The 20049-nt window shown below is 59.3% G+C and carries 18 protein-coding genes and 1 tRNA gene; 11 read left to right on the plus strand and 8 right to left on the minus strand.

The window, feature by feature from the left end:
- Positions 1-18: 18 nt before the first annotated feature.
- Positions 19-1770, plus strand: a complete 1752-nt coding sequence (locus ACA075_RS10835; RefSeq protein WP_497298446.1) for a L,D-transpeptidase family protein — start codon at positions 19-21, stop codon at positions 1768-1770.
- Positions 1771-1821: 51 nt separating this feature from the next.
- On the opposite strand, the gene ACA075_RS10840 is transcribed toward ACA075_RS10835, so the two are convergent.
- Together ACA075_RS10840 and ACA075_RS10845 are read right to left on the minus strand one after the other, a co-directional pair.
- Positions 1822-2289: a hypothetical protein gene (locus tag ACA075_RS10840; protein ID WP_497298447.1), complete on the minus strand. Its 468-nt coding sequence runs from the start codon at positions 2287-2289 to the stop codon at positions 1822-1824.
- Positions 2290-2400: 111 nt separating this feature from the next.
- Complete coding sequence (locus ACA075_RS10845; RefSeq protein WP_497298448.1) at positions 2401-3249, minus strand: LysR substrate-binding domain-containing protein; 849 nt, start codon at positions 3247-3249, stop codon at positions 2401-2403.
- 108 nt (positions 3250-3357) lie between these two features.
- Between ACA075_RS10845 and ACA075_RS10850 the strand changes: the two genes are divergently transcribed.
- The 4 genes from ACA075_RS10850 to ACA075_RS10865 all read left to right on the plus strand — a co-directional run bounded on the left by ACA075_RS10850 (position 3358) and on the right by ACA075_RS10865 (position 7217).
- Complete coding sequence (locus tag ACA075_RS10850) at positions 3358-4062, plus strand: haloacid dehalogenase type II (protein WP_497298449.1); 705 nt, start codon at positions 3358-3360, stop codon at positions 4060-4062.
- A gap of 20 nt (positions 4063-4082) precedes the next feature.
- Positions 4083-4874, plus strand: a complete 792-nt coding sequence (locus ACA075_RS10855) for an aldolase (RefSeq protein ID WP_497298450.1) — start codon at positions 4083-4085, stop codon at positions 4872-4874.
- A gap of 65 nt (positions 4875-4939) precedes the next feature.
- Entirely contained in the window at positions 4940-6511 is a 1572-nt protein-coding gene (locus ACA075_RS10860) for a sensor domain-containing diguanylate cyclase (protein ID WP_497298451.1), read from the plus strand.
- Positions 6512-6653: 142 nt separating this feature from the next.
- Complete coding sequence (locus tag ACA075_RS10865) at positions 6654-7217, plus strand: DUF1254 domain-containing protein (RefSeq protein ID WP_497298452.1); 564 nt, start codon at positions 6654-6656, stop codon at positions 7215-7217.
- Between the two features lie 543 nt (positions 7218-7760).
- On the opposite strand, the gene ACA075_RS10870 is transcribed toward ACA075_RS10865, so the two are convergent.
- Complete coding sequence (locus ACA075_RS10870) at positions 7761-8345, minus strand: GNAT family N-acetyltransferase (RefSeq protein WP_497299231.1); 585 nt, start codon at positions 8343-8345, stop codon at positions 7761-7763.
- A 146-nt stretch (positions 8346-8491) separates the two neighbouring features.
- Between ACA075_RS10870 and ACA075_RS10875 the strand changes: the two genes are divergently transcribed.
- The 3 genes from ACA075_RS10875 (at position 8492) to ACA075_RS10885 (ending at position 12896) form a co-directional block, all read left to right on the plus strand.
- Positions 8492-11062: a bifunctional diguanylate cyclase/phosphodiesterase gene (locus ACA075_RS10875; RefSeq protein WP_497298453.1), complete on the plus strand. Its 2571-nt coding sequence runs from the start codon at positions 8492-8494 to the stop codon at positions 11060-11062.
- A gap of 99 nt (positions 11063-11161) precedes the next feature.
- Positions 11162-11956, plus strand: a complete 795-nt coding sequence (gene xth / locus ACA075_RS10880; protein ID WP_497298454.1) for an exodeoxyribonuclease III — start codon at positions 11162-11164, stop codon at positions 11954-11956.
- A 112-nt stretch (positions 11957-12068) separates the two neighbouring features.
- Positions 12069-12896, plus strand: a complete 828-nt coding sequence (locus ACA075_RS10885; RefSeq protein WP_497298455.1) for an arylamine N-acetyltransferase family protein — start codon at positions 12069-12071, stop codon at positions 12894-12896.
- Between the two features lie 107 nt (positions 12897-13003).
- On the opposite strand, the gene ACA075_RS10890 is transcribed toward ACA075_RS10885, so the two are convergent.
- Together ACA075_RS10890 and ACA075_RS10895 are read right to left on the minus strand one after the other, a co-directional pair.
- Positions 13004-13336 (minus strand): BrnA antitoxin family protein, encoded by a 333-nt coding sequence (locus ACA075_RS10890; RefSeq protein WP_497298456.1) that lies wholly within the window; start codon positions 13334-13336, stop codon positions 13004-13006.
- A 3-nt stretch (positions 13337-13339) separates the two neighbouring features.
- Complete coding sequence (locus ACA075_RS10895; protein WP_497298457.1) at positions 13340-13621, minus strand: BrnT family toxin; 282 nt, start codon at positions 13619-13621, stop codon at positions 13340-13342.
- Between the two features lie 235 nt (positions 13622-13856).
- On the opposite strand from ACA075_RS10895, the gene ACA075_RS10900 reads away from it, so the two are divergent.
- On the plus strand, positions 13857-15374 hold the full coding sequence (locus ACA075_RS10900) for a nucleobase:cation symporter-2 family protein (RefSeq protein ID WP_497298458.1): 1518 nt from the start codon (positions 13857-13859) through the stop codon (positions 15372-15374).
- A 119-nt stretch (positions 15375-15493) separates the two neighbouring features.
- On the opposite strand, the gene ACA075_RS10905 is transcribed toward ACA075_RS10900, so the two are convergent.
- Positions 15494-15569, minus strand: a tRNA-Asn gene (locus tag ACA075_RS10905).
- A gap of 227 nt (positions 15570-15796) precedes the next feature.
- Between ACA075_RS10905 and ACA075_RS10910 the strand changes: the two genes are divergently transcribed.
- Entirely contained in the window at positions 15797-16027 is a 231-nt protein-coding gene (locus ACA075_RS10910) for a hypothetical protein (RefSeq protein WP_010456061.1), read from the plus strand.
- Here ACA075_RS10910 and ACA075_RS10915 read toward each other — a convergent pair.
- Entirely contained in the window at positions 16024-16224 is a 201-nt protein-coding gene (locus ACA075_RS10915) for a hypothetical protein (protein WP_010456060.1), read from the minus strand. The two genes, ACA075_RS10910 and ACA075_RS10915, sit on opposite strands and share 4 nt — an antisense overlap.
- A 179-nt stretch (positions 16225-16403) precedes the next feature.
- On the minus strand, positions 16404-17600 hold the full coding sequence (locus ACA075_RS10920) for an amino acid aminotransferase (RefSeq protein WP_497298459.1): 1197 nt from the start codon (positions 17598-17600) through the stop codon (positions 16404-16406).
- A gap of 337 nt (positions 17601-17937) precedes the next feature.
- On the opposite strand from ACA075_RS10920, the gene uvrB reads away from it, so the two are divergent.
- A complete protein-coding gene (uvrB, locus tag ACA075_RS10925) occupies positions 17938-19953 on the plus strand; it encodes an excinuclease ABC subunit UvrB (protein ID WP_497298460.1) in 2016 nt (671 codons plus the stop codon).
- Positions 19954-20049: the final 96 nt, after the last annotated feature.

Here is a 20049-nt window from a genome sequence, read left to right on the forward strand (position 1 = left end):
GGGGATTAAGGATTATTCATGGTGCTTTTAACAAGGTTATTCGTCATAAGCCGCGTATTTTTTATGGGCTTTCTGATAAGCGGCACAGCACTTGCGGAAACGTCGTCGATTGAGCCGCTAAATGCGCCTACCTCCATTATCGAGGCGGCAGCGGGCGATAACGTCGGTCAAGCGATTCAGGCCTCGCTTGAACCGCTGAAAACTGCATTTCCGCCGCTGCTGACCGCACCACGCAATCGGCGGGTGGATGTCAGCCGTCTGGTCATGGATTTTTATACGCATCGTGCCTACCGCGCGGCGTGGACGAATGACAGCGATGTTGCGCAATTGATCGCCAGCCTGAACGCGACTGAGGCCGATGGCTTGACCCCGGCTGACTTTCATATCGATGAATTGGTCCGGTCGCAAACCACGATGCAGACAACACCGGTTACGCCCGAGCAGCGGGCGGCTTTCGATTTGGCGACCACGCATACGTTTATCACCGCGCTGCTTCAGTTGCGGCGGGGCAAGGTCGACCCTTCGCGGCTCGACATTCACTGGAATTTTGACTCGAATGGCGTCGATCCACGTGACGACGTCAATGCTTTCTTCGCCGCACTCGACAATCACGACGTGGCCAAGGCTTTTGCCCAGGCACCGCCGCAAGAAGCGGTGTACGTCGGTTTGCGTCAGGCCCTGGCGCAACTGCGCGGCATTCGGGACCGAGGTGGTTGGCCGAAAGTGGTGGTCGACCATTCGCTCAAACCCGGCATGGACGAACCGGCTGTGGCGCAGTTGCGCGCGCGGATGGTCGCGGCCGGTTTTCTCGATCCGCGATTGATTCACGGTACGAAGTACGACGGCGCCGTCACCACAGCGGTGAAAAAGTATCAAAACGAGCAATACCTGGGCGCGGACGGCATGGCAGGGGCGACAACACTGGCAGCGCTGAACGTGCCCGTTGATGCGCGCATCGATCAGGTCCGGGTGAACATGGAGCGCGCACGTTGGCTGCTCTACAAACTCCAGGGCACGTTCGTTATCGTCGATATCGCCGGCTACAAAGTGGCGATGTACCGTGATGGCCTGCCGATCTGGCGATCCCGGGTGCAGGTCGGCAAAACGGCTCGCAATACGCCGATCTTCCAGGCGCAGATTACTTACATCACGTTTAACCCGACATGGACCGTGCCGCCAACGATCCTGAAGGAAGATATGCTGCCAAAGGTTCAGAGCAATCCCGGCTACCTCGCGGCCAACCGCATTCGAGTGCTCGATCGCGAAGGCAATGTGCTCGACCCGTCGACCGTCGACTGGGCCAACCCGCGCGGCCTCACGTTGCGTCAGGACGCCGGGCCTGACAGTTCGTTGGGCCAGGTGGTAATCCGCTTTCCCAACGACTATGCGATTTACCTCCACGACACGCCGCACCGCGAGTTGTTTGCCAAAACCATCCGCGCGACCAGCTCAGGCTGTATTCGGGTAGAGAATCCGCTGCAGCTTGTGGAGTTGTTGTTCAACGACCCGGTCCGGTGGAACAGCGAAGGCATTCAAAAGCAGCTGGCCAGTGGCAAGACCGAGAACATTCGGCTTCCGGTGAAAGTGCCGGTGTTGCTGGCGTACTGGACTGTGGATTTGGGCAGTGACGGGCGAGTGGCGTTCAAGCCTGATGTGTATGGTTACGATGCGCCGGTGTTGCGGGCGCTGAATCGGCCGTCGCCGGTGCCAGTGCTGGATTTGCATTCGGCGGTGGGATCGGTGGTGGCGGCGGGGCCGGCGCGGCAGTAGGGGAGTGGGATTGATTTAATAAGTCCATCCCCTTTCCGGTATTCAAGCCCTCTAAAGCCCCAGCCCCTCTTGCACCACCGCCAACAAGTTGTGCTCAGTCAACGCAACCGCATCCAGTTGCTCTCCGGCCCGCTCAATCGCCTGCAACCACCAATGCGTCTCGCCATGCTCGTCCACCGTGCGCAGCAGCGCGAGTTCTTTGCCTTTCGAGTGAATCTCGACACGCCCCGCGCCATCTTCGGTGAAGCGCGCAACCGGGTCGAAGGTGATGCAGTGCTCATTACCTTCGATCAATAGCTGGTCAATCGCGTAATCAAAAGTCGCACCCTCTGAATCGCACTCGAAGACATGCGTAGGATTGCGCCGCAGGGCCAACCCTACCTCGGTCACTGGCAGCAGCCATGCCTCGATTTGCTCATACAACTCGTAGACTTGGCCGGGCCAACTGTCGATCATCTGATCCGTGCTGGTAGGCCGGGTCTGTTTCAGCTTCGCCGCGAGTTCGTCTGCCTTACTCATTTCGATTCCCTGTCGTGATGTAAGAGTAATCGTAGCTCCTTCAATGCCATCCGGGCTTTGCGCTGCGTCATGTCAGCGACACAAGCGTGACAAATCATTTCTACGCGATATTCAATTGCCGAAGACCGTCAACTCTCCCCGCAAAAACTCCACCAGATCCCGCTGCAACCCGGTCAACGCGCCCTCCCGGCTGATCAACGCCAGCTCGGTCGGCGGCAACTCCGGCAGATCGGTGCACACGCTGTGCTCCGGCAACACCGCCGAAGCCGGCAGTACGGAAATCCCCAACCCCGAAGCCACCGCCGCCTGGATTCCGGTCAAGCTATGGCTGCCAAACGCAACACGCCAGGGGCGCTGTGCCACGTCCAGCAAGCGGATCGCCCGCTGCCGATAAATGCACCCTTGAGGAAATAACGCCAATGGCAACACGCCGTTGGCCGAGTCCACCCCCGCGCCTTTGACCCACACCAGCACTTCCGGCCACGCCGCCCAGCATGGTCCGCTGTCCGGTTCGCGTTTGACCAGGGCGATGTCGATCTCACCCGATGCCAGTTTCTGCTTCAGATCCGTGCTCATGCCGCTGATCGTTTCCAACCGGGCTTGCGGGCGGGCGCGATTGAAGCCGGCGAGGATCAGCGCCATACGCCGCGCATCAAAGTCCTCCGGAACGCCGATGCGCAGGATCTCCAGATCCAGGTCGCTGGCCAAGGCTTCAACCGCTTCAGAAGACAGAGCCAGCAAGCGTCGGGCGTAGTGAATCAGCAGTTCGCCATGCTCGGTGACGGTGACGTTCTGCCCGGTGCGGTCACGCAGGAGCAAGGGGTGGCCGACCAATTCTTCCAGTTTGCGAACCTGTTGGCTCACAGTGGATTGGGTTCGATGGACACGTTCGGCGGCGCGGGTGAAGCTGCCTTCATCGACCACGCAGACGAAGGTCTTGAGCAATTCAAGATCGAGCATGGCGATCTCCTTGATATTTGATTTTCAACTGACTAGTCGATATTAATTTAATTTCACACTATCACCAACGGCTCGTAATCTGAAGATCACCCTTCAGAGGATACAAACATGACACTCAAAAACACCCCACGCCCCGAATGGCTGACCTTCGATTGTTACGGCACGTTGATCCAGTGGGATGAAGGCCTCAAGGCCGTGGTCGCCGACATCCTGCACGACAAGGGCGACCACAGCGTTGAAGCCGATCGCCTCATCGAGGTCTACGACCGGCATGAACATCGGCTGGAGCAGATCCCGCCGCATCGCTCTTTTCGCCAACTGAGCACGCTCGGGTTGCAGCTCGCCCTGGAGGAGTTGGGGTTGGCGAGCCTGCCCGAAGACAGTCAGCGGTTGGCCGGGGCGATTCCGCTAATGCCGCCGTTCTCTGAGGTGATCGAGACCCTCGCGAAACTCAAGGCGATGGGCTTCAAGCTGTGCATCGTCTCCAACACCGACGACGACATCATCGCCGGCAACGTCGCGCAACTCGGCGGGCATATCGATCGGGTCATCACTGCGCAACAGGCCGGGGCCTACAAGCCGAATCCGCGACTGTTTGACTACGCTCACGAGCAGCTTGGTGTCAGCCGGGATCAAGTGGTCCACATCTGCGCCAGCCCGACACTGGATCACGCCGCTGCCAGAGACATGCACTTTCGCTGTGTGTGGATTGACCGCGGCACGGGTCGGCAATTGCTGCCGGACTACCGACCCGATGCGATATTGAGCACGCTGGATCAGGTCGTGCCCTTGTTCACATCCCTCGGCTGGTAACACAACACGGAGACCTCGTCATGGCACACACCCTTGCAGGCGGTTCGCGTTCCGCGCGTTATGCCGATCTCAACCTGGATTCACAAGCCGTCATCACCGCCCGCACCGAGTTGGCCGCGTGTTTTCAACTGGCCGCGCTGCATGACCTGGAGGAGGGCATTTGTAACCATTTTTCGGCGATGGTGCCGGGCCGGGATGATCTGTTTTTTGTGAACCCCTACGGGTACGCATTCGCCGAGGTGACGGCGCAGAATCTGCTGGTGTGCGACTTCCACGGCAATGTTGTGGACGGGGAAGGGCAGCCTGAGGCGACCGCGTTTTACATCCATGCCCGACTGCACAAACAGCTGCCGAGGGTGAAAGTGGCGTTCCACACTCACATGCCTCACGCCACGGCGTTGTGCTTGCTGCAAGGTCCGCCGCTGCTGTGGCTGGGCCAGACGGCGCTGAAATTTTACGGCCGCACGGCGGTGGACGAGGATTACAACGGCCTGGCCCTCGATGAATCCGAAGGCGACCGGATCGCCAGTGTCATGGGCAATGCCGACATCCTGTTCCTCAAGAACCACGGGGTGATTATCGCCGGGCCGACCATCGCCGAGGCCTGGGATGATTTGTACTACCTGGAGCGTGCCGCGCAAGTGCAACTGATGGCCATGGCGACCCAGCGCGAACTCAAACCGGTGCCCCACGACATTGCCCAGCAGGCCTACGAGCAAATGCGCCTGGGCGATGCCGAAAGTGCGCGGGCGCATTTGCACAGTGCAATGCGGCGGCTGGCCAAAGGACAATTGCCCCTCACCCCCGCGTAGACTAAGCTCACAAAAATTAAGGGCTTTGGGCCTTTGCCCATGCCTTGCCCTTAAAGGAAGAGCTTTTGCCTATCCTCAGTCAAGACCCGCAACAAACTCCGGGTGGCGCTTTGAAACGGTTATCTCTGCTCAAGGCAGCGGTGCTGTTTATCGCGGCGGTGTGCCTCTGTCTCTGTGGTCTGCTTTATCTGCAACTGGAGCAATCGCGGCGCCACGCGCTGGATGTGGCGCAAGTCGCGTCTTCGAACCTGGCTCGCGCCATGGCACAGCAGGCCGAAGACACCTTCATGAAGGCCGACCTGGTGTTGACCAGTCTGGTGGACTGGATTCAGATCGATGGCTACGGCGCGGCACAAAAGCCACGTTTGCAGAAAATCTTCGCCCGGCGGGTGCAGGCGCTCGACCAATTGCACGGGATTTTTCTGTTCGACAAGCTAGGGCAGTGGGTCGTGACTTCGTTCGATGATTTGACCCGCGGTCCGGGCGTGTCGGATAGAGAGTACTTCACGTTCCACCAGCAGAACGCATCGACCCTCGCGCACATCGGGCCAGCACTTCGCAGTCGGGAGAATGGCGAGTGGGTCATTCCGGTGTCCAAACGGGTGAACGACAAGAACGGCAACTTCCAGGGCGTGGTGTTGGCCGGAATCAAAATGGCCTATTTCGATCAGTTCTTCAAAAGCTTCAGCATCGATGACAATGGCTCGATGTTTTTGGCGCTGACCGACGGCACGCTGCTGGCGCGAAGGCCGTTTGTGGAATCGCAGATCGGCACATCCCTGGCCAAGGGCGAAATCTTTCAGAAACTTTTGCCCAACGCGCCCGCCGGCAACGCGATGATCAGTTCGGTGGTCGATGGCGTTGTGCGTTTGTATGGCTATCGTCAGCTCGATGCCTATCCGGTAGTGGTCTCGGCGGCATCGTCCAGGGATTCGATTCTCAAGGATTGGTACGGCACCGCGTTTCAGTCCTGCGTCATCGTTGCCCTGGTGGTGTTGGGTGTGGGCCTGTTCGGTTGGGTGTTCGTTCGCCAGGTGCGCGTTGGCGTGCAGGTCGAGGCCGATTTGCGCAAGGCCAAGGAAGCACTAAAGCTGATCGCGACTCACGACAGCCTGACGAGCTTGGCCAATCGCCGACTCTTCGAGCAGGCGCTGGACATCGAGTTTGGGCGCGGTGCCCGGCAGTCGAGTTCGCTAAGCCTGATCATGCTCGATATCGATTACTTCAAACGCTACAACGATGCTTACGGCCACGTGGCAGGAGACCACTGTCTGGCGGAAGTGGCACGGGCAATCAAGAGTTGCTGTCACCGCAAAGCCGATCTGGCGGTGCGTTATGGCGGTGAAGAGTTTGCGGTGCTGCTGCCTGACACCGACCTTCACGGTGCGTTGGTGATTGCCGAACAGATCCGCCGCAGCGTCATGGACAAGAACATCACTCACAGCGGTTCACCCACCGGTTTCGTGACGGTCAGCCTTGGCTGTTACGCGTTTGTGCCGACCGGGCGCGACAGCATCGAAGTGTTCATCGAGCGAGCGGATGCGGCGTTGTATCAGGCCAAGCATTCCGGTCGAAACCGTGCAGCCGTGTTGTCGCTGGAGGGCGGCGTGGAGGCGTTGATGCGCTCAGATCGTTGAGACGTTTTGTGCCGTTGTTTCATCCGTGCAACAGTCGCTTGTCCGTCTGTCTACCTGTCAGATCCGTCTGTTTTGATCGTCTAGAGTTCCGGTAGCCCTGCCGAACCCGACAGGGCTCCCCACAGCACGGACGATCGCCAGAATGTTGATACCTCAAGCATTGACAGCCGTTGCTCTAACCCTCGCAGTTTCCATTGTTTTGCCGCAGGCCAGCCAGGCTCAATCGAAAGTCACGCCGCAAGAAGCCAACGCCTTTGTGACTGTGCCGCAGTACCCCTCCGAAGATTTCAAAGACGTGGTGCAGTCGAACGTCGACACGTTGTATTCCATTGCCTGGCTCGATTTGACCAAGGAGCCGCTGGTGATTACCGCGCCGGACACCGCCGGACGTTTATACGTGCTGTCGATGCTCGACATGTGGAGCGATGTGTTCGCCTCGCCGGGTGGGTATGCGACGGGCACACAGGCCGGTGAGTTTCTGGTGACACCACCGGGATGGACCGGAACGGTGCCGGCGGGCTTGAGTCAATTGCCGGCGCCTACGTCCTTCGTCTGGATCATTGGCAGGACCGAGGTCAGCGGGGCCGTGGACTACGCGGCGGTGAACAGGATTCAGGCGGGCTACACGGTGATGCCGTTGTCGCAGATCGGTAAAAAAGCCGAGCCGGTCGCGATCCATGCTCCTGTGGTCACGGCGGGTCGATGAGCGCCGATACCATCGGCGTTCAGGGCAGTTACGGTAAGTGACTCAATAGAAAGCTGCCGACGATTTCACCTCATTGGCTGCGTCTACGTGTCCAGCTGCCCGTCCCGCCTCCCGCACCGCCGGTCCCACCACCAGCAGCTCCCGTGCCGCCGCCTGCACCCGAGCCGCTGGCACCGGCATTTCCACCATTGCCCTCTCTAGACGATCCGTATCCGCCGTTGCCGCGGTCAGGGGTATATCGATCAGAGGGTTGGTCCGGATAGTTATCGGGTGCCATGATTGAGCAGCCGCGATACCAGGATCCGGTCTCCGTCGCGTCGGTGTTATCGCCGGAGGCTGCGTAAGTGGCGCCTGTTGCTGCCAGCAAACCGGTCAACAACAGAGTGGTGATTTTGATGTTCATCAGTCCACGTCTCCAAAGATGAGTCGTTACCGCTGATGGTGTGACGTGCCGAGTGGTGGGTGTTGACGGGATGACGAATGGTCGATGGTGCGTTGCTTTTCGGGTTCGGAGCAGGCTCACTCCCACAGTGACTAAAAGTGTTAACGAGGGCTGTATTCAGCCAGTTTCTTCTCAAGATGCTCCCGCACCAACGGCCATTCCTCATCAATGATGCTGAACCGTACCGAGTTGCGTTTTCGGCCATCCGGCATGATCCGTTCGTGGCGCACGATGCCTTCCTGTTGCGCGCCGAGTCGCAAGATCGCATTGCGCGATTTCTGGTTGTTTTCATCAGTAGTGAATTGCACCCGCACGCAGTCCAGCACATCGAAGGCGTAACGCAACATCAGGTATTTTGCCTCGGTGTTGACGAACGTTTTCTGCCAGCGCGCAGAGATCCAGCTGCTGCCGATCTCGAGCTTGCGGTTGAGGCGGTCGATTTTCCAGAAGCGTGTCGAACCAATGACCTCGCCCGTGTCCTTGAGCACGATAACGAAGGGCAGGACCGTTCCCGCCTCGCGCCCGTCGAGGGCTTTCTTCAAGTAGCTGTCGACGGTGGTCGGGGAGGGCACGACGGTGACCGTCAGGTTCCATAATTCGCCATCCCGTGCGGCGTTGACCAGCGCATCGGCATCGCCGGGTTGCAGGGCGCGCAGGGTGATTCGTTGACCGTCCAGGGTGTCCATGAGCGAGAGGTTCTCGGGATAAGGTCCGCGGGTGATGCGCGCCATTACAGGGTAGCGGCTGTCGATTGGCAATAGTCGTGGCGCGATGTTGGACCCTGGCTGCTATGGTCAATGGACGCAGGCAATCGATTGACAGGATCCCATGCATGGAATTCACCGCCACGACCGCCGCCGCCCCCGCGCGCCATACGCCGATCACACGGAACCTGGTCTGGTCCGTCGGGCTGGTATTTGTATTGGGGGTGCTGATTGCCCTGGTTGCCTTGTTCAACATTGCCGGCCGGCTCGATGCCCAGGACCTGGCCAAGACCACGTTCTACACCCAGCGTGCGCTGGAAAACCGCATCTCAGCCTCGAAAAACTACGTCGCCAGTTATGCAACCTGGACCACCGCCTACGATCATTTGAATGGCGAAGTCGATGCACAGTGGGCTTACGTTGAGCAGAACATGGGTAAAACCCTGTTCACCATGGATCATTACGACGGCGTTTTTGTGGTCGACCATCAGCGAACCAAATACGCCGTGGTACGCGGCCTTCAGGTCCAGGACGACGCGGCGGCCCGGCTGTCGATAGCGATGGCGGCACTGATCAAGGAAGTGCAGGGCCAGGAAAGCCTGCTTGTCCCCATCAGCCGGTTCACGCTCTTCGAGGGAAAGCCCGCGCTGTTGACGGCGGCGGCGATCGTGCCCAATGACGAAAGGCCGGCGGTCGATCCCCAAAGCACGTCGGTGCTGGTGTTCGTCGATCAATTGAGTCCTGAAAAGCTCAGCGCCTTGAGTGCCGACTATGGTTTGCATGACTTGAGCCTCGCACCTGACAACACCCTTGCTCCCGGTCAGCCCGCGGTGGCACTCACGGGCACCGGTTATAGCCTGGTGTCGCGGCTCGAGCAGCCAGGCCATCAGTTGCTTTGGTCACTGCTACCGCCACTGGGCGGCGCACTGTTGATTCTCGGGTTGTTGACGACTTACTTCTTTCGTTATGTGTTGCGCACGTCCGGGCACGTGGATGCCAGTTACATCAACCTCGATTTGTCGAACCAGGCGCTGGAGGCCAGTGAAGAGCGTTTTCGGGCAGTGGCCGAGGCCGCTTCCGACTGGATCTGGGAAATCGATGACCAGCATCGGATCACGTACCTGTCGGGGCGTTTCGGCGCCGTCACCGGTTTTTCCGATCAGCAATGGCTGGGGCAGGACATCGAGCAGTTGCTGTATTGCGATACCACGCCGTTGTCACTGTGGCTGAACAAACTCAACGAAGAGCACAGCGTCAGTCATCTGCGCTGTTCCTATCGCGATCAGTCGGGGCAGCAACGTGTCAGTCGGGTGTCGGCGCGACCGATCCACAGCAAAGGCGCAGTGCTGGGTTACCGCGGCACGGCCAGCGACATCACCGATGAAGTCGCTGCCCATGCGCAGATCCAGCATCTGTCGTTGCACGATGCGCTGACCGGCCTGCCCAATCGCAACAAACTCGCGCGTTACCTCGAAGACGCTTTGGTGCTGAAGGAGCATTCGGCGCCGCTGACGTTGTTGATGATCGACTTGGACAACTTCAAGCCGATCAATGACTCTCTTGGTCACCCGGCCGGCGATGCGGTGTTGCTGGAGGTGGCCACCCGCTTGCGTGAATGCACGCGCGACATTGACCTGGTCGCACGACTGGGCGGCGACGAGTTTGTGCTGGTGCTCAATGGCATGGACATCCACACGGAAATCGACCGGATCTGCGAACGTATCCTCGAAAGCTTGCACCAGCCGATCCACTATGACCATCACACGCTGCACATCGGTGCGAGCATCGGCATCGCCTTGAGCAGGCGCCAGGGGCACATGCCGGAGGAGTTGATTCGATGTGCCGACATCGCGCTGTATCAGGCCAAATCCGACGGTAAGAAAACCTGGTGCTACTTTGCGCCGCACATGAACGATCAGATCCAGCATCGCCGCAAACTCGAAAACGACCTGCGCCAGGCGATCAAAAACAACGAGTTCGTGATGCACTATCAGCCGCGCTATCACGTCGATGGCAAGCAGATCGTCTCGGTTGAAGCGTTGCTGCGCTGGCAGCATCCGGTGCAGGGGTTGCTGAGCCCCGACTCGTTTATTCCGCTGGCCGAGCAAACGGATCTGATCGTGCCCTTGGGGCGTTGGGTTTTACGTGAAGCGTGCGAGACGGCGCTGACCTGGCCGGGTGAGCTGATGGTGTCGGTCAACCTGTCGCCCGTGCAGTTTGTTCGCAGTGACGTAGTGGAGGATGTCAGGGAGGCGTTGATCCAGAGCCGTTTGCCGGCCAGTCGACTGGAGCTGGAGATCACCGAAAACGTGATGCTCAACGATGTCGACGGTGCGCTCGCGACCATGAACGCGCTGAAGGAATTGGGTGTGCGTCTGAACATGGACGACTTCGGCACCGGTTATTCGTCGCTGGGTTACCTGCGCACGTATCCGTTCGACGGGATCAAGATCGACAAGCGCTTTATCTCGTCCATGAGCGGCGCCGGTAACGACCGTGCGGTGGTGCAGGCGATCATCAACCTGGGCAAGGCCATGGGTCTGACAGTGACCGCAGAGGGCGTCGAGACCCTGGAGCAACTGGACTTCCTGATCTCGGACCAGTGCCATGAAGTGCAGGGTTTCTACCTCAGCCGGCCGATGGAAAACCAGGCGCTGCTGCCATTGCTCAAGGCATCGCGTGATGAGCATCCGTTGTAAGGGGGGAACCTTTAGTCGCCTGTGTCGGTTGTCGTCGCAACTGCCATGGCGCCCTCCGGTCACAACTGGATATCGTTCATCCGTTGCGAGCCCCGGCCTATGAAAAACCTGAAAATCGCCACTTTCAATGTCAACGGCATGCGTGCCCGGCTGCCGAATCTGCTGGCCTGGCTTGAGCGAGAAAAACCGGACATTGCCTGTTTGCAGGAGCTCAAGTCGGTCGATAGCGCATTCCCGGCCACCGAGCTTGAGGCCATTGGCTATGGCTCCATCTGGCAAGGCCAGTCGTCGTGGAACGGGGTGGCGATTCTGGCCCGTGATGCGCAACCTTTGGAGAGCCGGCGCGGCCTGCCGGGAGATGACGCCGACACGCACAGTCGCTACCTGGAAGCTGCGGTGCACGGGGTTCTGGTGGGCTGCCTGTATTTGCCCAATGGTAATCCGCAACCCGGGCCGAAGTTCGACTACAAACTGGCGTGGTTCGAACGGCTGATCGCCTATGCCAAGGACCTGCAAAGCAGCGAGCATCCGGTGGTGCTGGCCGGCGAATACAACGTGGTGCCCACCGACCTGGACATCTACAACCCGCGCTCGTGGCTCAAAGACGCCTTGCTGCAACCGGAGAGTCGCGAGTGTTACCAGCGCTTGCTGGATCAGGGCTGGACCGATTCCCTGCGTCGTCTGTACCCCGAGGATCGGCTCTACACCTTCTGGGATTATTTCCGGCAGCACTGGCAGAAGAACTCGGGGTTGCGCATCGATCACCTGCTACTCAACCCGGCGCTGAGCCCCTATCTGCACGAGGCCGGGGTCGACGCCTGGGTGCGCAACGAACCGCACGCCAGCGATCACGCGCCGACGTGGATTCGCTTGAGTTCGCGCAAACGGCGTTGATGTTCAGCGGGTGGGCGATTGGCTAAATCAATTGTCAGTCGAACCGCTTTATCCCTTATACATGGCGCCCATCGGCGGAGAGATCCGCGGCCCCCTGCAGAAGGACCGAGCAATGAGCGAGCCACGCCTGACTAACCGTGCGTTATACCTGCAACGCCTGGGGTTCGACGCGCCCCCGGCGCCGACCCTGGACACCTTGCGCCAACTTCAGCTGCGCCACACCGGGGCCTTCCCGTTTGAAAACCTCACCACGCTGGCCGGCGAGCCGGTACGTATCGACCTGCCATCCATCGAGCAGAAAATTCTGCAAGAAGGGCGCGGCGGTTATTGCTACGAGCTCAACTACGCGTTTCTAGCCTTGCTGCAGGAATTGGGTTTTGACGCATGCGGCATTACCGGCAGAGTGGTCATGGGCCAGCCCGAAGGCGCCTGGACTGCCCGCACGCACCGCTTCAGCCTGGTCACGCTGGACGGCGTGCGCTACATCACCGACGTCGGCTTCGGCGGCATGGTGCCCACCGCTCCGCTGATGCTCGACACCGATGTCGCACAGCACACTCCTCACGAGCCGTATCGCATCGAGCGCCATGCAGACGGCTACACCCTGCGTGCCAACGTCAGCGGTGAGTGGCGGCCGATGTATATCTTCGACTTGCAACGCCAGGAAGACATCGATTACGCCGTCGGCAACTGGTACGTCTCGACCTACCCCGAGTCATCGTTTGCCAAGCAACTGATGGTCGCGCGCACCGGGGATGGCTGGAGGCGCACGTTGAACAACGGCAGTTTTGCGATTCATCGGGTGGGCGCCGAGAGCGAACGGCAGCAGGTGACGGAGGTGGAGGAGTTGATTGTGTTGCTGACGCGTGAGTTCGGGATTCGGGTGCCGGAGCATGCGGGGTTGAGGCAGGTGCTTAAGCAGTTGATTCAGACGGCATAGCCGTCGCAGCGAAAGGGCAGAGTCAATATGTCTGCCTTTTTCCTTTGAGCTGATATCAGCATTTCATGCACTCAGGGAGCCGGCATGGGGATTGAACCGGAACACATTCAAGGCTCCATCACACGATGGATTTCGCTCAACACCTCTGACAGTTTTTTCTCCAGGCTCTTCAGTTCAGAAGCTGTTACTCCTTGTTTGAAATGTCCGGCATTCGCTACCGCCGTGTACTGATCAGACTCGGCAGGTTTTTCCCTGTTGTTGAGCAACGCCTGGCGCAGGGTGTTGTTGATCACCGTCTGGTAGCCATAGCCCTCGCGCTCAGCCGTGGCACGTGCCGCTTCGATGACGACATCATCGAGCATGATGGTTATTCGGGTTTTGCCTTTGCTGGAGGCAACCGCTCCACGCTTGGCATTGCTGAAATCGTATTCATCTTTCATCGGTCAATTCTCCATATAGCGGCGACGCTCGTTTTTGCTGGCGAGGCGCGCGGAAATGATTCGAACGAAATTCGGATCGCGGTAGGTATACGCAACGACCAGCAAGCGAGACTTGGCATCCATTCCCATGATGATCCAGCGCTGTTCATCGTGATGGTTGTCCTGAATCGTCAGTGCTCGTTCGTCATAAAACACCGGTTCTGTTTCAGCGAGGCTGATGCCGCGATGCTTTAATTTGTTGGCCGCGTTTTTTGCCTTGTGATACTGAATTTCGAATGACTTCATTATGCATACTTTATATGTATAAGCGAGAGGCGTCCGTGCCGGCGGTCGCTTGGAATGCAAAAGACTAGCGGGCAGGGGAGCAGGCAGATGAAGGGGAGGGGAAAGGCGCGCAGCTAAGGGGCGACATGGACATATGTCCATTATCTGACTGATTAGTTGTATACAACTCTATAGACATTTGTCCTAAGTCTTGCATACAGTGTGCGCATAACAAAAACCAGGGAACCCCCCAACCATGAAAACGCCCCATGTTTCACACCAACGGCCTGAGGACGAAAACCTCGGGGTCGGCGCGAATATGGCTTACGGCCTGCAACATGTTCTGACCATGTACGGCGGCATCGTCGCGGTGCCTTTGATCATCGGCCAGGCGGCCGGACTCTCGCCGGCGGACATCGGTTTGTTGATTGCTGCTTCATTGTTTGCGGGGGGCTTGGCGACATTACTGCAGACCCTCGGTTTACCGTTCTTCGGGTGTCAGTTGCCGCTGGTGCAGGGCGTGTCTTTCTCCGGCGTTGCGACGATGGTGGCGATTGTCAGCAGCGGCGGGGAGGGCGGATTTCAGTCGATTCTCGGGGCGGTGATTGCCGCATCGTTGATCGGTTTGCTGATCACGCCGGTGTTCTCGCGAATCACCAAGTTCTTCCCGCCGTTGGTAACTGGCATCGTGATCACCACCATTGGCCTGACGCTGATGCCAGTGGCCGCGCGCTGGGCCATGGGCGGCAACAGCCACGCCCCGGACTTCGGCAGCATGGCCAACATCGGTCTGGCCGCGGTGACACTGGTGCTGGTGCTGCTGCTGAGCAAGATCGGCAGCGCGACCATCTCCCGGTTGTCGATCCTGTTGGCGATGGTCATCGGCACGATCATCGCGGTGTTCCTCGGCATGGCGGACTTCTCGTCAGTCACGCAAGGCCCGATGTTCGGCTTCCCGACGCCGTTCCACTTCGGCATGCCGACGTTCCACTTTGCCGCGATCCTGTCGATGTGCATCGTGGTCATGGTGACCCTGGTGGAAACCTCGGCGGACATCCTCGCCGTCGGTGAAATCATCGACACCAAGGTCGACTCCAAACGCTTGGGCAACGGCCTGCGCGCCGACATGCTGTCGAGCATGATCGCGCCGATCTTCGGCTCCTTCACCCAAAGCGCCTTCGCCCAGAACGTCGGGCTGGTGGCCGTGACCGGCATCAAGAGTCGTTTCGTGGTCGCCACCGGCGGCTTGTTCCTGGTGATACTCGGTTTGCTGCCGTTCATGGGCCGGGTCATCGCCGCGGTACCTACCTCCGTATTGGGTGGCGCCGGCATCGTGCTGTTTGGCACCGTGGCAGCCAGCGGCATCCGCACGCTGTCCAAGGTTGATTACCGCAACAACGTCAACCTGATCATCGTCGCTACCTCCATCGGTTTCGGCATGATCCCGATCGCTGCACCGAACTTCTACGACCACTTCCCCAGCTGGTTTGCGACCATCTTCCACTCGGGCATCAGCTCCTCGGCGATCATGGCCATCGTGCTCAACCTGGCCTTCAACCACCTCACCGCCGGTAACTCGGATCAACAATCGGTGTTTGCGGCCGGTACCGAGCGGGTTCTGCGTTACCAGGATCTGGCGGCCTTGCGTGAAGGGGATTACTTCAGCGAAGGCAAGCTGCGTGACTGCGACGGGAACGAGATTCCGGTGGTGGAAGCGGCGCATGAGTCGAGCGAGCATCGAGCGGCTCACACCAAAAGCAGTGAGCATGTTTAACGGCATCACCTGCTAAAAAAGGCCGATCTGTTGAGTAGACAGATCGGCCTTTTGCTTTTCCAACACCCACAAAAAAGCCCCTGAACCTTTCGATTCAGGGGCTTTTCGATATTACTGTCTGGCTCCACGACCTGGACTCGAACCAGGGACCCAGTGATTAACAGTCACTTGCTCTACCAACTGAGCTATCGCGGAATGGCGTGTATGTTACTGATTCAAAAAGAGAAGTCAAGCATCTGTTAGCAACTTGATGGATTCATGGAGACGGACGGTGGTTTATCGACCCCGGGCGGTTACCAGAATCGCCTCAGAGGTCTACCATGGCCGCCCGGAAGTGGTTACACGCGCTGCCGGCCATTCGCCGAAAAGGTACGTGCCATGAATCACCCAGTCCTCACCTCTCCAAACAACGGGGTGTTCGCATGAGCATCGCTCAGATCAGCTTGCCCAAAGGTGTCGGCCCGCACGCCGAGAAGCTGTTTGACGCAATCACTCAGGCCAGCACCGCTGATGATTTGAACCGTGCGGGCGGCAAGGCTGAAGGCTTCGTCCTCGGTCTGGAAAGCGCCAAAGCGATCAAGAGTCAGGTCGCCGAATCGCTCTACGTCGCCTATGACGATGCCGCCAGTCAGCGTGCCACCGAACTGGCTTAACCGCCGAAGGTGACCGTGGCGAGCATCAGCTTGGCGTACAGCATCGTGGCGGCCAGTTGCACCAGCCACAAGGCCAGGCCACCGAGAAATACGCCAGCGGCCACTTGCAGCACCAGGTTGTTACCGCGTTTGGCCGGGGTGCGAGGGACGAAATGGTCCAGCTCGTCACGGTCGGCGCGTAGGTCATCGTTTTTCATGTGGGCTCTCTTCAGAATTCAGGGTGTACACAAAACCTGTAGGAGCGAGCGGTGCGGCGATCCTACAGGTGCATCGTTGTGTGGAGTTTAGAGGGCGCCGATAGCGCTTTGACACTTATCTGCGACGAATAAAAAACGGGAAGCCCCAAGGCTTCCCGTTTTTCGTATCACGCAACGGCTCAGATTACCGCAACGATGGCCTTGGTCACTGCATCAATGTTGCTCTGGTTCAACGCCGCCACACAGATGCGGCCGGTGTCCAGGGCGTAGATGCCGAACTCGCTGCGCAGACGGGTAACTTGCTCAACCGTCAGGCCGGAGTAGGAGAACATGCCGCGCTGACGACCGACGAAGCTGAAATCACGCTGGGGCGCGTTTTTCGCCAGCAGGTCGACCATCTGGGTGCGCATGCCACGAATCCGCAGGCGCATTTCCGCCAGTTCTTCTTCCCACTGGGCGCGCAGTTCCGGGCTGTTCAGCACAGCAGCGACGATGCTTGCACCGTGGGTGGGCGGGTTGGAGTAATTGGTGCGGATCACGCGTTTGACTTGCGACAGCACGCGCGCGCTTTCTTCTTTCGATTCGCTGACGATCGACAGGGCGCCTACGCGCTCACCGTAGAGCGAGAAGGATTTGGAGAACGAGCTGGAGACGAAGAAGGTCAGGCCCGATTCAGCAAACAGGCGCACGGCAGCAGCGTCTTCGTCGATGCCATCGCCAAAACCCTGGTAGGCCATGTCGAGGAACGGCACGTGACCTTTGGCTTTGACCACGTCCAGGACGTTGTTCCAGTCTGCCGGGCTCAGGTCGACGCCGGTCGGGTTGTGGCAGCAGGCGTGCAGTACAACGATGGAGCCGGACGGCAGGGCGTTCAGGTCTTCAAGCAGGCCGGCACGGTTAACGTCATGGGTCGCGGCATCGTAGTAGCGGTAGTTCTGCACCGGGAAACCGGCGGTTTCGAACAGAGCGCGGTGGTTTTCCCAGCTCGGGTCGCTGATCGCCACGACGGCGTTCGGCAGCAGTTGCTTGAGAAAGTCGGCGCCGATTTTCAGGGCGCCTGTGCCGCCAACGGCCTGGGTGGTGAGGACGCGGCCAGCGGCGATCAGTGGCGAGTCATTGCCGAACAGCAGTTTCTGCACAGCCTGGTCGTAAGCGGCAATGCCGTCGATTGGCAAGTAGCCACGGGACGCGTGTTGAGCGACGCGAATCGTCTCGGCTTCGACAACGGCGCGCAGGAGTGGAATTCGCCCCTCCTCGTTGCAGTAAACACCGACCCCCAGGTTGACCTTGGTGGTACGTGGATCGGCGTTGAATGCTTCGTTGAGGCCCAGGATTGGATCGCGTGGTGCCATTTCGACAGCGGAGAACAGGCTCATTTTTGCGGCGGCTCTGAATGGAGTGTGGAGGGACGTGTCGCGCTCCAGCCGAATGCACTAGAGCGGTGCACAAACGGGGAGCTAGTATAGAGGCCATCTGCGATTGAAGGCGACAGACGATTCGGCTTTTAGGTTAAGTTTTTTCGATTATTTTTCGACCGTTAGTCGAATGCCGGCATCAAAGACTTCAAGGGATGTAGGACGTTTGCCTTGAAAGCGCAGGCAATCGACACCACATTGAGCACAATCCTGTTTTTTTCCTCGGGCGACGTGAGTCGTTTGCGGCCTATCTCGTTGCTGCCGGTTTGACCGCGCTGGCGCGATACCAGAGGTATACATGTCTGAATTCCAGCTAGTCACCCGCTTCGAGCCCGCCGGCGATCAGCCGGAAGCCATCCGCCTGATGGTCGAGGGCATCGAAGCCGGGCTGGCGCACCAGACGTTGCTCGGTGTGACCGGCTCGGGCAAGACCTTCAGCATCGCCAACGTGATCGCCCAGGTGCAGCGTCCGACCCTGGTGCTGGCACCGAACAAGACCCTGGCCGCGCAGTTGTATGGTGAGTTCAAGGCGTTCTTCCCGAACAACGCCGTCGAGTACTTCGTTTCGTACTACGACTACTACCAGCCCGAAGCCTATGTGCCGTCATCGGATACGTTCATCGAGAAAGACGCCTCGATCAACGACCACATCGAGCAGATGCGGCTGTCCGCGACCAAGGCGCTGCTGGAGCGCAAGGACGCGATCATCGTTACCACGGTGTCGTGCATCTACGGTTTGGGCAGTCCGGAAACCTATTTGAAGATGGTTCTGCACGTGGATCGCGGCGACAAGCTCGATCAGCGCGCGTTGCTGCGCCGCCTGGCGGACTTGCAATACACCCGCAACGACATGGATTTTGCCCGGGCGACCTTCCGGGTGCGCGGCGATGTGATCGATATCCATCCGGCGGAATCCGACTTCGAAGCGATCCGCATCGAGCTGTTCGATGACGAAGTCGAGAGCCTGTCGGCCTTCGATCCGCTGACCGGCGAAGTGATCCGCAAGCTGCCGCGGTTCACCTTCTATCCGAAAAGCCACTACGTGACCCCGCGAGAAACCCTGCTGGGCGCCGTCGAAGGGATCAAGGTCGAATTGCAGGAGCGCCTGGATTACCTGCGAACCAACAACAAACTGGTGGAAGCCCAGCGCCTGGAGCAGCGCACCCGTTTCGACCTGGAGATGATCCTCGAACTGGGTTACTGCAACGGCATCGAAAACTACTCGCGCTACCTGTCGGGCCGTGAATCCGGCCAGGCGCCGCCGACCTTGTTCGACTACCTGCCGGCCGACGCCTTGCTGGTGATCGACGAATCCCACGTCAGCGTGCCGCAGGTCGGTGCCATGTATAAGGGCGACCGTTCCCGTAAAGAGACGCTGGTGGAATACGGCTTCCGCTTGCCGTCAGCGCTGGATAACCGGCCGATGCGCTTCGACGAGTTCGAAAACATCAGTCCGCAGACGATCTTTGTCTCGGCCACGCCGGGCAATTACGAGGCGGAACATGCCGGTCGCGTGGTCGAGCAACTGGTCCGTCCAACCGGCCTGGTGGACCCGCAGATCGAAATCCGCCCGGCACTGACCCAGGTCGACGATTTGCTCTCGGAAATTGGTAAGCGTGTGGCGCTGGAAGAGCGGGTGCTGGTCACCACACTGACCAAGCGCATGTCCGAAGACTTGACCGATTATCTGGCCGACCACGGCGTGCGGGTGCGTTACTTGCACTCGGACATCGACACCGTGGAGCGGGTAGAAATCATCCGCGATCTGCGCCTGGGCACCTTCGATGTGCTGGTGGGGATCAACCTGCTGCGCGAAGGTCTGGACATGCCGGAAGTGTCGCTGGTGGCGATTCTCGATGCGGACAAGGAAGGTTTCCTGCGTTCCGAGCGTTCGCTGATCCAGACCATTGGCCGGGCGGCACGTAACCTCAATGGCCGGGCGATTCTGTATGCGGATCGCATCACCGGCTCCATGGAGCGGGCGATCGGCGAGACCGAGCGTCGTCGCGACAAGCAGATCGCCTTCAACCTGGCCAATGGCATCACGCCGAAGGGTGTGTTCAAGGACGTGGCCGACATCATGGAAGGCGCCACCGTGCCGGGTTCGCGCAGCAAGAAGCGCAAAGGCATGGCCAAGGCCGCCGAGGAAAGCGCCAAGTACGAAGCCGAACTGCGCTCGCCGGGCGAGATCGCCAAGCGCATTAAAGCCCTGGAAGAGAAGATGTACGCACTGGCGCGGGATCTGGAGTTTGAAGCGGCGGCGCAGATGCGCGATGAGATTGGCAAGTTGCGGGATCGGTTGATTACGGTTTGATGGCGAAACGCTGTACCTGTGGCGAGGGGGCTTGCCCCCGTTGGGCTGCGCAGCGGCCCTAAAACCTGACGCCGTGATGTGTCAGGTTTATATCGC

The sequence above is a fragment of the Pseudomonas sp. LBUM1663 genome, assembly GCF_059695905.1.

Excerpts from the sequence above, each read along its gene's own strand:
- ACA075_RS10845 (WP_497298448.1), bottom strand. The coding sequence starts at position 3,249 with ATGCTCGATCTTGAATTGCTCAAGACCTTCGTCTGCGTGGTCGATGAA.
- ACA075_RS10890 (WP_497298456.1), bottom strand. The coding sequence starts at position 13,336 with ATGAAAGATGAATACGATTTCAGCAATGCCAAGCGTGGAGCGGTTGCC.
- ACA075_RS10855 (WP_497298450.1), top strand. The coding sequence starts at position 4,083 with ATGGCACACACCCTTGCAGGCGGTTCGCGTTCCGCGCGTTATGCCGAT.
- ACA075_RS10850 (WP_497298449.1), top strand. The coding sequence starts at position 3,358 with ATGACACTCAAAAACACCCCACGCCCCGAATGGCTGACCTTCGATTGT.
- ACA075_RS10870 (WP_497299231.1), bottom strand. The coding sequence starts at position 8,345 with ATGGACACCCTGGACGGTCAACGAATCACCCTGCGCGCCCTGCAACCC.
- ACA075_RS10920 (WP_497298459.1), bottom strand. The coding sequence starts at position 17,600 with ATGAGCCTGTTCTCCGCTGTCGAAATGGCACCACGCGATCCAATCCTG.
- ACA075_RS10915 (WP_010456060.1), bottom strand. The coding sequence starts at position 16,224 with ATGAAAAACGATGACCTACGCGCCGACCGTGACGAGCTGGACCATTTC.
- xth (WP_497298454.1), top strand. The coding sequence starts at position 11,162 with ATGAAAAACCTGAAAATCGCCACTTTCAATGTCAACGGCATGCGTGCC.
- ACA075_RS10865 (WP_497298452.1), top strand. The coding sequence starts at position 6,654 with ATGTTGATACCTCAAGCATTGACAGCCGTTGCTCTAACCCTCGCAGTT.
- ACA075_RS10910 (WP_010456061.1), top strand. The coding sequence starts at position 15,797 with ATGAGCATCGCTCAGATCAGCTTGCCCAAAGGTGTCGGCCCGCACGCC.
- ACA075_RS10875 (WP_497298453.1), top strand. The coding sequence starts at position 8,492 with ATGGAATTCACCGCCACGACCGCCGCCGCCCCCGCGCGCCATACGCCG.
- ACA075_RS10895 (WP_497298457.1), bottom strand. The coding sequence starts at position 13,621 with ATGAAGTCATTCGAAATTCAGTATCACAAGGCAAAAAACGCGGCCAAC.
- ACA075_RS10840 (WP_497298447.1), bottom strand. The coding sequence starts at position 2,289 with ATGAGTAAGGCAGACGAACTCGCGGCGAAGCTGAAACAGACCCGGCCT.
- uvrB (WP_497298460.1), top strand. The coding sequence starts at position 17,938 with ATGTCTGAATTCCAGCTAGTCACCCGCTTCGAGCCCGCCGGCGATCAG.
- ACA075_RS10885 (WP_497298455.1), top strand. The coding sequence starts at position 12,069 with ATGAGCGAGCCACGCCTGACTAACCGTGCGTTATACCTGCAACGCCTG.
- ACA075_RS10835 (WP_497298446.1), top strand. The coding sequence starts at position 19 with ATGGTGCTTTTAACAAGGTTATTCGTCATAAGCCGCGTATTTTTTATG.
- ACA075_RS10900 (WP_497298458.1), top strand. The coding sequence starts at position 13,857 with ATGAAAACGCCCCATGTTTCACACCAACGGCCTGAGGACGAAAACCTC.